Annotated in this window: 11 protein-coding genes; 7 read left to right on the top strand and 4 right to left on the bottom strand. The window is 64.3% G+C overall.

Annotated elements, in window-relative coordinates; genetic code table 11:
• Positions 1 to 211: 211 nt before the first annotated feature.
• On the bottom strand, positions 212 to 784 hold the full coding sequence (locus tag RAC97_RS12675) for an ACP phosphodiesterase (RefSeq protein ID WP_375101181.1): 573 nt from the start codon (positions 782 to 784) through the stop codon (positions 212 to 214).
• A 152-nt stretch (positions 785 to 936) separates the two neighbouring features.
• Between RAC97_RS12675 and RAC97_RS12680 the strand changes: the two genes are divergently transcribed.
• The 3 genes from RAC97_RS12680 to RAC97_RS12690 are packed head-to-tail and all read left to right on the top strand — an operon-like array spanning position 937 to position 3,491.
• Positions 937 to 1,239 (top strand): ArsR/SmtB family transcription factor, encoded by a 303-nt coding sequence (locus RAC97_RS12680; RefSeq protein ID WP_375101180.1) that lies wholly within the window; start codon positions 937 to 939, stop codon positions 1,237 to 1,239.
• Positions 1,240 to 1,252: 13 nt separating this feature from the next.
• Positions 1,253 to 2,422, top strand: coding sequence for an MFS transporter (locus tag RAC97_RS12685; RefSeq protein ID WP_375101179.1), 1,170 nt, complete (start codon positions 1,253 to 1,255; stop codon positions 2,420 to 2,422).
• A gap of 19 nt (positions 2,423 to 2,441) precedes the next feature.
• Positions 2,442 to 3,491 carry an alkene reductase gene (locus tag RAC97_RS12690; protein ID WP_375101178.1) on the top strand — a complete coding sequence of 350 codons (1,050 nt, stop codon included), beginning with the start codon at positions 2,442 to 2,444 and terminating at the stop codon, positions 3,489 to 3,491.
• A 118-nt stretch (positions 3,492 to 3,609) separates the two neighbouring features.
• Here RAC97_RS12690 and RAC97_RS12695 read toward each other — a convergent pair whose 3' ends face one another.
• The 3 genes from RAC97_RS12695 to RAC97_RS12705 all read right to left on the bottom strand — a co-directional run bounded on the left by RAC97_RS12695 (position 3,610) and on the right by RAC97_RS12705 (position 6,444).
• Entirely contained in the window at positions 3,610 to 4,437 is an 828-nt protein-coding gene (locus RAC97_RS12695; RefSeq protein ID WP_375101177.1) for an ATPase, read from the bottom strand.
• Positions 4,438 to 4,504: 67 nt separating this feature from the next.
• Positions 4,505 to 5,497: an NAD-dependent epimerase/dehydratase family protein gene (locus RAC97_RS12700; protein WP_375101176.1), complete on the bottom strand. Its 993-nt coding sequence runs from the start codon at positions 5,495 to 5,497 to the stop codon at positions 4,505 to 4,507.
• A 50-nt stretch (positions 5,498 to 5,547) separates the two neighbouring features.
• Positions 5,548 to 6,444 carry a LysR family transcriptional regulator ArgP gene (locus RAC97_RS12705; RefSeq protein ID WP_375101175.1) on the bottom strand — a complete coding sequence of 299 codons (897 nt, stop codon included), beginning with the start codon at positions 6,442 to 6,444 and terminating at the stop codon, positions 5,548 to 5,550.
• 126 nt (positions 6,445 to 6,570) lie between these two features.
• On the opposite strand from RAC97_RS12705, the gene RAC97_RS12710 reads away from it, so the two are divergent.
• The 4 genes from RAC97_RS12710 (at position 6,571) to RAC97_RS12725 (ending at position 11,889) form a co-directional block, all read left to right on the top strand.
• The gene (locus RAC97_RS12710; RefSeq protein WP_375101174.1) at positions 6,571 to 7,170 is read left to right on the top strand and encodes a LysE/ArgO family amino acid transporter; all 600 of its coding nucleotides are present in this window, start codon (positions 6,571 to 6,573) and stop codon (positions 7,168 to 7,170) included.
• A 299-nt stretch (positions 7,171 to 7,469) separates the two neighbouring features.
• Complete coding sequence (locus RAC97_RS12715) at positions 7,470 to 8,066, top strand: superoxide dismutase (protein ID WP_375101173.1); 597 nt, start codon at positions 7,470 to 7,472, stop codon at positions 8,064 to 8,066.
• 282 nt (positions 8,067 to 8,348) lie between these two features.
• Positions 8,349 to 10,400 (top strand): putative bifunctional diguanylate cyclase/phosphodiesterase, encoded by a 2,052-nt coding sequence (locus RAC97_RS12720; protein WP_375101172.1) that lies wholly within the window; start codon positions 8,349 to 8,351, stop codon positions 10,398 to 10,400.
• A 151-nt stretch (positions 10,401 to 10,551) separates the two neighbouring features.
• On the top strand, positions 10,552 to 11,889 hold the full coding sequence (locus tag RAC97_RS12725) for an imelysin family protein (protein WP_375101171.1): 1,338 nt from the start codon (positions 10,552 to 10,554) through the stop codon (positions 11,887 to 11,889).
• Positions 11,890 to 12,058: the final 169 nt, after the last annotated feature.

Raw genomic sequence — 12,058 nt, forward strand, 5'->3', positions numbered from 1 at the left:
GAGCGTGCGCTTCCCGCGCAGTGGTTGGCAGTGGTTGGGGTTGGATAACTGAAATGCAGACCGAGCGCAGCGCGTAAGCGTTACGGATAACCTGTGGGAGCGGGTTTACCCGCGAACACCGGCACAGCCGGTGCCATGCACCGCGGTGTTGCTTTCGCGGGTAAACCCGCTCCCACAGGTTCGTCGTCAACCGCTGATGCCGCACTCGGCTTCAGCGCGACGCAGCGGCGAACGCCTGCAACTGCGGGTAGAACTCACGAAAGTCGGCGAGCAACGGCTCATACAGCCGGTCCAGCTCGTCCATCACCCCGCTCATTCCCTCGGGCCTCGACAAGCGCCTGGCGATCCCGCCGAACACGTGCTCGAGCGTTGCGAAATCACCATAGGCACCCAGCCAATCGTCCGCCGCCATGAACGGCGCAATCCGCGCCAGCCGCCCCGGTAGCTCGGGCTCGGCCAACAGCACCCGGTAGAACTCCCCGGTGAACTGTTCCAGCGGCTGGTCGGCATAGTCTGCCCAGTGCCGGGCCAGGCAATGATCGAAGAACACGTCCAGGACAATCCCGGCAAAACGCCGCCGCTCCCTTGGGAAACGCGCCAGCGCCGCGAGCACCAAGGGGTGGCTGTCGGTATAGCTGTCGATGTGCCGATGCAGCCGGATGGCCGCTTCGAGCTGGGGCGCGAAGCGCCCTTCGAGGCTGCCTTTGACGAAGTCGCCATACAGGCTGCCCAGCAGTTGCTGCGGCGCTCGACCGCCCAGATGAAGGTGTGCGAGGTAGTTCATGGCGGCAGTCTAGCACCGGCCGAACGCATATCGTTATGACGCGATATAGCGTTTCAGCCTTGATTCAGAACCCTTTGATATTTGTATATCGCGATGCAGCGATCTATATTTCGCCACATCGCGATATACCGCTATACACCACGAGCCCATCCATGCCTCTCGATCTCGACGAGATAATAAAAGCGCTGGCCCATCCGGTCCGGCGAGACATCCTCAACTGGCTGAAAGACCCCTCGGTGCATTTCCCCGAGCAGTACCACAGCCTCGAAAACGGTGTCTGTGCCGGGCAGATCGACCAACGCTGCGGCCTGTCGCAGTCGACCGTCTCCGCCCACCTGGCCACCTTGCAGCGGGCCGGTCTGGTCAGCAGCCATAAGGTAGGCCAATGGCACTTCTTCAAACGCAACGAAGTGACCATCCAGGCCTTCCTCGCGCAAATGAGCAGAGAGCTCTGACAAGGACCTTGCGATGCCCCTTTCCCTGATGATCCTGGCGCTCAGCGCCTTCGCCATCGGCACCACCGAGTTCGTCATCATGGGCCTGCTGCCCGAGGTGGCCCAGGATTTGCGCGTGACCATTCCCCGCGCAGGCTGGCTGGTGACCGGCTACGCCCTGGGCGTGGCCCTTGGCGCGCCGTTCATGGCCCTGGCCACCGCCCGCCTGCCGCGCAAGGCTGCGCTGGTGGTGCTGATGGGCGTGTTCATCGTCGGCAACCTGCTGTGCGCCGTGGCCAGCGACTACAACCTGCTGATGTTCGCCCGGGTGGTCACGGCCTTGTGCCACGGTGCGTTCTTCGGCATCGGCTCGGTGGTGGCCGCCAGCCTGGTACCGGCCAACCGGCGCGCCTCGGCGGTGGCCCTGATGTTCACCGGACTGACCCTGGCCAACGTGCTCGGCGTGCCGCTGGGCACCGCCCTGGGTCAGGCCATGGGCTGGCGTTCGACGTTCTGGGCGGTGACCGCCATCGGCGTGGTCGCGTTGATCGGGTTGATCCGCTACCTGCCCTTGCAACGCGATGCCGAAGCGGTCGACATGCGCGCAGAGCTGGCCGCACTCAAGGGTGCCGGTATCTGGCTGTCGCTGAGCATGACCGTGATGTTCTCGGCCTCTGTGTTCGCCCTGTTCACCTATGTCGCGCCGCTGCTTGGCGAGGTTACCGGCGTTTCGCCACGGGGTATCACCTGGACCCTGATGCTGATCGGGATCGGCCTGACCCTGGGCAACATCCTTGGCGGCAAGCTGGCCGACCGCCGCCTGGGGGCCACCCTGGTGGGCGTGTTCGTCGCCATGGCGCTGGTGTCCAGCCTGCTCAGCTGGACCGTCAGCGCACTGATTCCCGCCGAGATCACCCTGTTCCTCTGGGCGGTCGCCGCTTTCGCCGCAGTGCCTGCCCTGCAAGTGAACGTCGTGCTCTATGGCAAGGCCGCGCCGAACCTGGTATCGACCCTGAACATCGGTGCCTTCAACCTGGGCAACGCCCTGGGCGCCTGGGTCGGCGGCGTGGTCATCGCCCAGGGCCTGGGCCTGACCCGCGTGCCCCTGGCCGCTGCGGCCCTGGCGGGACTGGCACTGATCGTCACCCTCATCACCCTCAGCCAGCGCGGTCGCGAGACCGAACTGGCCGCTGCATCCAACTGACCCACGCGAGGCTTACAGCATGACTACGCTTTTCGACCCGATCACCCTGGGCGACCTCGAGCTGCCCAACCGCATCATCATGGCCCCGCTGACCCGCTGCCGCGCCGACGAAGGCCGCGTACCCAACGCGCTGATGGCCGAGTACTACGTGCAACGCGCCAGCGCCGGGCTGATTCTCAGCGAGGCGACGTCGGTGACGCCGATGGGCGTCGGTTACCCCGACACCCCCGGTATCTGGTCCACCGACCAGGTGCGTGGCTGGCTCAACGTGACCCAGGCGGTGCACGGCGCTGGCGGGCGGATCTTCCTGCAACTGTGGCACGTCGGGCGCATTTCCCATTCGATGTACCTCAATGGCGAGCCGCCGGTTGCCCCTAGCGCCATCCAGCCCAAGGGGCACGTCAGCCTGGTGCGTCCGCTGGCCGACTACCCCACCCCGCGCGCCCTGGAAACCGAGGAAATCGCCGACATCGTCGAGGCCTACCGAGTAGGCGCGGAGAACGCCAAGGCTGCCGGTTTCGATGGCGTGGAAATTCACGGTGCCAACGGCTACCTGCTCGACCAGTTCCTGCAAAGCAGCACCAACCAGCGCACCGACCAGTACGGTGGCTCGTTGGAGAACCGTGCGCGCCTGCTGCTGGAAGTGACCGATGCGGCCATCGAGGTATGGGGGGCGCAACGCGTGGGTGTGCACCTGTCGCCACGCGCCGACCTCCACGACATGGGCGATGGCGACCTCACCGAAACCTTCACCTACATCGCACGTGAGCTGGGCAAGCGCGGTGTGGCGTTCATCTGCTCGCGGGAGAAGGAAGGCGACGACAGCATCGGCCCGCTGATCAAGGAGGCCTTCGGCGGCCCGTACATCGTCAACGAACGTTTCACCAAGGCCAGCGCCAATGCCGCGCTGAGCAATGGAACCGCCGATGCCGTGGCCTTCGGCGTGCCGTTCATCGCCAACCCCGACCTGCCGGCACGCCTGGCCGCTGATGCACCGCTGAACGAGGCGCACCCGGAAACCTTCTATGCCAAGGGGCCGGTGGGGTATATCGATTATCCGCGGATGTAAGGTCGCAATTCCGTAGCACGCCAGACCTATAGGAGCGGGCTTGCCCGCGAACACCGGCAGAGCCGGTGCCATGCACCGCGGTGTGTGCCTCGCGGGCAAGCCCGCTCCTACAGGGCACTTATGGCCGGGCGTTGATCTGCTGTTGCAGGTTCTGGATCTGGCTTTGCAGGGTGTTGATGTTGCGCGTGGTCTGCCCACGGAAGGCATCGAACTCCTGCACCGAGGCACCGCCTGCGGCAGGCGTCGCCGGGCGGTTCTCAACCTGGCTCTTGAGCACCAGCACATCCTGCTCGAGGCTTTCGATTGCAGCCTTCGGATTGCCCTGCCTCTTCAGCGCAGCTATTTCCTCGTTCAAGCTTTTGATCTGGCCATCGAGCTTGCCCCCATCCAACTGGCCCGACTTGAGCGCAGCCAACTCGCCGTTCACCGCCTTGAGTTGCGCCTGCAGCTGGCTTTGCAGTTCGGTCACCACCTTCTGCTGCGCACGGGTATCGGCCAGCACCTGCTCCAGGCGCTTGCCCAGGTCCCCCGCCTGCCCGGCCACCCCTTCCTGCTGCTTGCTCTGCTCGGCCAGGCGCGCCTGCAACTGGGTGATCTGCAATTTCAGCGCTTCGCTGCCGGTGCTGGCCGTGGACTCGCTGGCCTCGACCTTGCCGCTGATCGCCTGCAAACGCCCCGCCGCCTCCTCGCTGATACGGGCGAAGCTTTCCTGGGTGGCCACCAGTTGCTGTTCCATCAGCGAGATCTGCTGGAAGCTCCACCAGCCGATGCCGGCCACGGCAATGAACGCGGCGCCCAGCAGCGCCCACAGCGGGCCGGTGCTGGCAGGCCGCGCAGCCTTCTGGCGAGTGCGCGCGACGTGGGCCGGCAGCAGTTCGTCGTCATCCGGGGTGCCGGCGCGCAGGGGGGGTACATCGTCGAAATCGTCGTGGGCGTCGTTACGCATGGCTCGTTCAACCGCAGTAGTAGCAAATGGGCATGAGTATAAACCGCAAGGGGCGCACTGATGACCATCACGCGCCCGGTAGGTTCTTCCACCAAGCGCAGAATTCATCCAGCGCGGTATACAGGCTCACCTTGGGGCGATAGTCCAGATACTGCCGCGCGCGACTGATATCGAGGGTGAAGTCCTTGCTCATCACCTGCATCGCGGTGCGCGAAAGGGTCGGCTGCGGGCGCCCCGGCCAGAGCATGCAGGCGGCCTCGTTGAGCGCTGCCGCGCTATAAGCCAGGCCGTAGGAACGGTAGCGGGTAACCTGCGGCAGGTTCATCTGCCGCATTACATAGTTCACCACATCCCACAACGGCAGCGGCTGGCCGTTACTGATGTTGTAGGCCTGGCCCAGCGCCTGCTTCTCGGCGAACAGCGCGCTGAGCAAGGCATCGTTGAGGTTGTGCACGCTGGTGAAGTCGACCTTGTTCAGGCCATTGCCGATGATCGCCACGCGCCCCTTGGCCTGCATGCGCATCAGCCGCGGGAAGATGCTGGTATCGCCGGCACCGGTGACCAGGCGCGGGCGCAGGGCCAATACCTCAAGGCCGAATTCCTGGGCGCCGAAGACTTTCTGCTCGGCCAGGTGCTTGGTCAGCGCGTAGTGATCGTGGAAGCGGCGCGGCACCTGGTCTTCGCGGATATCCAGGCGCGAGCGGCCGGTGAAATAGATAGAGGGCGACGACAGGTGCACCAGGCGCCGCACGTGTTCCTTGAGGCAACCTTCGACGACGTTCTCGGTGACCACCACATTGCCCTGATGGAAGTCCTGGTAGCGCCCCCAGGTGCCCACCGCGCCCGCGCAATGCACCACCGCGTCCACGCCCTGGCACAGGCGCCGGGCCACGTCGGCATCGCCCAGGTCGCCCGGAATGAACTGCGCACCGCGCTTGACCAGGTGCTCCATGCCCTCGGCACGGCGACCGCTGACTCGCACCTGAAGGCCCTGCTCCAGGGCGAAGCGCGCAAAGCGTCCACCAATGAAGCCGCTCGCGCCGGTGACCAGAATTAACATGTAGGAAGACTCCGCCTTACCAGATTACAGAAGGATGCAACTGACGCCGTTCACGCCGGGAACGGCACCAGCCAACCCGGCGCCGCCTTACGCAGATGTTCGGTCAGTTGCCCGAGCAGTTGCCCGCCATTGCGCCAATGATGCCAGTACAACGGCACGTCGATCGGCGTATCGCTGCAGATTTCCACCAGCCGCCCGCTGGCCATTTGCTCGCGCGCCTGCAACTCAGGCACCAGCCCCCAGCCCAGGCCGGCTTCGGTCATGCGCAGGAAGCCCTCGGACGAGGGGCACAGATGATGCAGGAAACCTTCGTCGATACCCAGTGAAGACAGGTAGCGGTGTTGCAGGAAATCGTCCGGGCCATACACCACCGCCGGGGTACGGGCCAGCCTCGACACCTCGAAGCCCTTTGGGAAATGCCGCGCCATGAACGCCGGGCTTGCCAGTGCCCGATAGCGCATGGCCCCCAGCGGCAGGCTACGCGCCCCGGCCACCGGACGCTCGCTGCCACACAGGCAGGCCGCCACTTCACCCGCACGCATACGCTTGAGGCCGACTTCCTGGTCTTCCACCACCAGGTCCAGCAACACCCGCTGCCCGGCGCAGAAATCCCCGACCGCCCCCGCCCACCAAGTCGCCAGGCTGTCGGCATTGAGCGCCACGCGCAGGCGCTCGGGCGCGCCCTCCTCGTCCAGTGCCGGCACCTGGCGCTGCAGGTCACGTTCGAGCAGTCGCACCTGCTGCACATGGTTGAGCAACTGCCGCCCCACCTCGGTAGGACCGGGCGGCGTACTGCGCACCAACACCGGCTGACCGACCCGCGCCTCCAGCAGCTTGATGCGCTGGGACACCGCCGACTGCGACAGGCCCAGCACCTGCGCCGCACGCTCGAAACCGCCTTGCTCGATCACTGCGGCGAGGGCGGCGAGCAATTTGTAATCGAACATCGATTTTCCTAATGCCTGATGAGCTCTATTGGTTTTTCTTATACAGGCCGCCTCGCCATAATGGCCAGCATCTTCTTCGATCATCCGCGCAGCCTTCCGGGTCTGCGCCCGTGGAGTGTTCCTGCGATGTGGCAAAGCTATATGAACGGCATGCTGGTGGCCTTTGGCCTAATCATGGCCATCGGTACCCAGAATGCATTCGTCCTGGCGCAAAGCCTGCGCCGCGAGCACCACCTGCCGGTGGCCTTGCTGTGCGTGGTGTGCGACGCGGTCCTGGTGGCCGCCGGGGTGTTCGGCCTGGCCACGGTGCTGGCGCACAACCCGACCCTGCTTGCCGCTGCGCGCTGGGGTGGCGCGCTGTTCCTGATCTGGTACGGCGCCAAGGCGCTGCAGCGCGCCTGCTCGACGCAGAGCCTGGAGCAGCAGGAAGGCCTGGGCTTGCGCTCGCGTCGAGCCGTATTGCTCAGCGCCCTGGCGGTGACCCTGCTCAATCCTCACGTATACCTGGACACCGTGCTGCTGATCGGCTCGCTCGGCGCCCAGCAAACCGTGCCCGGCGCCTACGTGGCCGGTGCGGCCAGCGCATCCCTGGTGTGGTTCTTCACCCTTGCCCTCGGCGCAGCCTGGCTGGCGCCGTGGCTGGCGCGCCCCAGCACCTGGCGCCTGCTCGACCTGATGGTGGCGGTGATGATGTTTGCGGTGGCGGCGCAGTTGATCTTCAACTGAGCCCTTCATTATTCGCCGTGACGATTTCGTTGACTGCCTCGCGGGTAGATCCGCTTCACAGGTCCACCACCGTCCTCAGCAAGGTGACGTACCCGCAACGAGGTCAACACGGTGCGACGAACCACACGAACAGCTCTGGAACCTTTATTCCCTACGGTTGTTGCGTGGTTATGCGCGGGGGCTGGTGCTATGATCCAGCCCTTGCGTCGCAAAGAGTAAAAACTCGCCGACGCTCATAGGGCCGCCCGTGATCGGCCTTGCGCAAACCGCGAACTAGACCTGAATCAGGAGATTCCACCATGGCTTTTGAATTGCCGCCGCTGCCGTACGCCCACGATGCCCTGCAGCCGCACATCTCCAAGGAAACCCTGGAGTTCCACCACGACAAGCACCACAACACCTATGTCGTGAACCTGAACAACCTGGTCCCAGGCACCGAATTCGAAGGCAAGACCCTGGAAGAGATCGTCAAGAGCTCCTCCGGCGGCATCTTCAACAACGCCGCCCAGGTCTGGAACCATACCTTCTACTGGAACTGCCTGTCGCCAAACGGCGGTGGCCAGCCAACCGGTGCCCTGGCCGACGCCATCAGCAAGGCCTTCGGTTCCTTCGACAAGTTCAAGGAAGAGTTCACCAAGACTTCCGTCGGCACCTTCGGCTCCGGCTGGGGCTGGCTGGTGAAGAAGGCCGACGGCTCCCTGGCCCTGGCCAGCACCATCGGCGCCGGCTGCCCGCTGACCAGCGGCGACACCCCGCTGCTGACCTGCGACGTCTGGGAACACGCCTACTACATCGACTACCGCAACCTGCGCCCGAAATACGTCGAGGCGTTCTGGAACCTGGTGAACTGGGAATTCGTCGCCCAGCAGTTCGAAGGCAAGACCTTCAAGGCCTGATTTTCGTCAGCCCTATAAAAAACCCGGCCTCGGCCGGGTTTTTTTATGGCTTTTGGCTAGCATGCCTCAAGCCCCCCTCTTGCTCGCAGCCGATAGCGCGCTAACATCAATCTTCTGGAAAGTTGACGCCGCACACTCAAGTCGCTGGGCCGAACAACCGATACAGTGCCGAGGGGCAGATCCATCGACCAGAACGTCGAATGCCGCGGCAAACGGGTCAATAGTGTATTGCCAGCAATTGATGGCAAAATAATGGCACGCGCATGGATTAAGGAAACCCCATTGAAGCTGGAATTTCGGAACAGCTTATCCGTCAAGTTGCTCAGGGTCGTGCTGCTTTCGGCGCTGGCGGTCGGTGTCGTCCTCAGTTGCGCTCAGATCGTCTACGACGCGTACAAGACGCGCCAGGCCGTCAACCACGACGCCCAGCGTATCCTCGACATGTTCCGCGACCCTTCCACCCAGGCGGTGTACAGTCTCGACCGGGAAATGGGCATGCAGGTCATGGAAGGGTTGTTCCAGGACCAGGCCGTGCGCATGGCGGCGATCGGCCACCCCAACGAAACCATGCTGGCGGAAAAGTCCCGCCCCTTGCAGGCGTCGTCGCTGCGCTGGCTGACCGACCTGATCCTCGGCCAGGAACGAACCTTCACCACGCAATTGGTCGGCCGCGGGCCCTACAGCGAGTACTACGGCGACCTGAACATCACCCTGGACACCGCCGGCTACGGCCAGGGCTTTCTGATCAATGCGGTGATCATCTTCATTTCCGGGGTGCTGCGGGCCATGGCCATGGGCCTAGTGCTGTACCTGGTCTACCACTGGCTGCTGACCAAGCCGCTGTCGAAGATCATCGAGCACCTCACCCAGATCAACCCCGACCGCCCCAGCCAGCACCAGATTCCCTTGCTCAAGGGCCACGAGCGCAACGAACTGGGCATCTGGGTCAACACCGCCAACCAATTGCTGGCCTCGATCGAGCGCAACACGCACCTGCGCCATGAGGCAGAAAACAGCCTGCAACGCATGGCCCAGTACGACTTCCTCACCGGCCTGCCCAACCGCCAGCAGTTGCAGCACCAATTGGACAAGATCCTCGCCGACGGCGGGCGCCTGCAACATCGGGTGGCAGTGCTGTGCGTGGGCCTGGACGACTTCAAGGGCATCAACGAACAGTTCAGCTACCAGGTCGGCGACCAACTGCTGTTGGCCCTGGCCGACCGCCTGCGCGCCCATAGTGGCCGCCTGGGCGCCCTCGCTCGCCTGGGCGGCGACCAGTTCGCCCTGGTCCAGGCCAACATCGAGCAGCCCTACGAGGCCGCAGAGCTGGCCCAGAGCATCCTCGACGACCTGGAAGTGCCGTTCGCCCTCGACCTGCAAGAGATCCGCCTGCGCGCCACCATCGGCATCACCCTGTTCCCCGAGGATGGCGACAGCACCGAGAAACTGCTGCAAAAGGCCGAACAGACCATGACCCTGGCCAAGGCCCGCTCGCGCAACCGCTACCAGTTCTACATCGCCAGTGTCGACAGCGAGATGCGGCGGCGCCGCGAGTTGGAGAAAGACCTGCGCGAAGCCCTGCCGCGCAACCAGCTGTACCTGGTGTACCAGCCCCAGGTCAGCTACCGCGACCACCGCGTGGTCGGGGTCGAGGCGCTGCTGCGCTGGCAGCACCCGGACCTGGGCATGGTGCCGCCCGATCAGTTCATTCCCTTGGCCGAGCAGAACGGCAACATCATCAGCATCGGCGAATGGGTGCTCGACCAGGCCTGCCGCCAGCTGCGCGAATGGCACGACCTGGGCTTCAGCGAACTGCGCATGGCGGTCAACCTGTCCACCGTGCAGTTGCACCACAACGAGCTGCCGCGGGTGGTCAACAACCTTTTGCAGATCTACCGCCTGCCGCCGCGCAGCCTGGAGCTTGAGGTCACCGAGACCGGCCTGATGGAAGACATCAGCACCGCCGCCCAGCACCTGCTGAGCCTGCGCCGCTCCGGCGCGTTGATCGCCATCGATGACTTCGGTACCGGCTACTCCTCGCTCAGCTACCTGAAGTCGCTGCCGCTGGACAAGATCAAGATCGACAAGAGCTTCGTGCAGGACCTGCTCGATGACGACGACGACGCCACCATCGTGCGTGCCATCATCCAGCTGGGCAAGAGCCTGGGGATGCAAGTGATCGCCGAAGGCGTGGAAACCGCCGAGCAGGAGAGCTACATCATTGCCCAGGGCTGCCACGAGGGGCAGGGTTACCACTACAGCAAACCCCTGCCGTCACGCGAGCTGACGGCGTTTCTCAGGCAAGCGCAGCGCAACCAGGTCTCGGTCCTCTAGCCTACCCACCGACAATGCCCGTACGCGGGCATTTCATGAAATCCGTGGCAAACCCTTTACACCAAATGCAAATCTTTCGCATTATGTTGCGGTTTGGCGTGCCACTACGCACGGTTCCCACGGTTCAACCACTCGACGCAGGAAGACCACAATGATTCGAATGCCTCTGGCCTCCGCCAGTCTGCTGGCCATCGCCATCGCTCTCGCCGGTTGTGGCGAAGGCAAGGATGACAAGGCCGCCGCGCCGCAAGCCCAGGCACCTGCTGCCGCCAGCACTGCCGCCGCGACGCCGGGCGCTGTCGATGAAGCCGCTGCCAAGGCCGTGGTCAAGCACTACGCCGAGATCGTCCATGCCGTGTACAGCGACTCGCTGAGCACCGCCAAGCAGCTGCAAACCGCCATCGATGCATTCCTGGCCAAGCCCAACGACGACACCCTGAAGGCTGCCAAGGACGCCTGGGCCGCCGCCCGCGTACCTTACCTGCAAAGCGAAGTGTTCCGCTTCGGCAACACCATCATCGACGACTGGGAAGGCCAGCTGAACGCCTGGCCGCTGGACGAAGGCCTGATCGACTACGTGGACAAGAGCTACGAGCACGCCTTGGGCAACCCGGCCGGCAGCGCCAACATCATCGCCAACACCGAGATCCAGGTGGGCGAAGAAAAGGTCGACGTCAAGGACATCACTCCTGAGAAGCTGGCCAGCCTGAACGAGCTGGGCGGCTCCGAAGCCAACGTCGCCACCGGTTACCACGCCATCGAATTCCTGCTGTGGGGCCAGGACCTCAACGGCACCGGCCCAGGCGCGGGCAACCGCCCGGCATCCGACTACCTCGAAGGCAAAGGCGCCACTGGCGGTCACAACGACCGTCGCCGCACCTACCTGAAGGCGGTCACCGACCTGCTGGTCAAAGACCTCGAGGAAATGGTCGGCAACTGGGCACCGAACGTCGCCGACAACTACCGCGCGAGCCTGGAAGCAGAGCCTGCCAACGATGGCCTGCGCAAGATGCTGTTCGGCATGGGCAGCCTGTCCCTGGGCGAGCTGGCCGGTGAGCGCATGAAGGTGTCCCTGGAGGCGAACTCGCCTGAAGACGAGCACGACTGCTTCAGCGACAACACCCACTACTCGCACTTCTACGACGCCAAGGGCATCCGCAACGTGTACCTGGGCGAGTACGCCCGTGTCGACGGCAGCAAGCTGACCGGCCCGAGCCTGTCCTCGCTGGTAGCCAAGGTCGACCCGGCCACCGACGCCACCCTCAAGGCTGACCTGGAAAGCACCGAGGCGAAGATCCAGGTGATCGTCGACCACGCCCTCAAGGGCGAGCACTACGACCAGCTGATCGCCGCCGACAACGCGGCCGGCAACCAGATCGTGCGTGACGCGATTGCCGCGCTGGTCAAGCAGACCGGTGCCATCGAGCAGGCCGCAGGCAAGCTGGGCATCGACAACCTGAACCCGGATACTGCCGATCACGAATTCTGATCGAAGTTGAGGGCTCACAAGAGGGCGGCCTTCGGGCCGCCTTTTTTATTCGCCTTGAGGGCCTCTTCGCGGGTAAACCCGCTCCCACAGGGTCCCCGCAACTCTTGAGAGTGGCGCCGTACCTGTGGGAGCGGGTTTACCCGCGAAGAGGCCAGCACAGCCAAAAGAA

This window comes from Pseudomonas sp. LS_2, assembly GCF_042709235.1.
In the GTDB taxonomy this organism is placed as follows: domain Bacteria; phylum Pseudomonadota; class Gammaproteobacteria; order Pseudomonadales; family Pseudomonadaceae; genus Aquipseudomonas.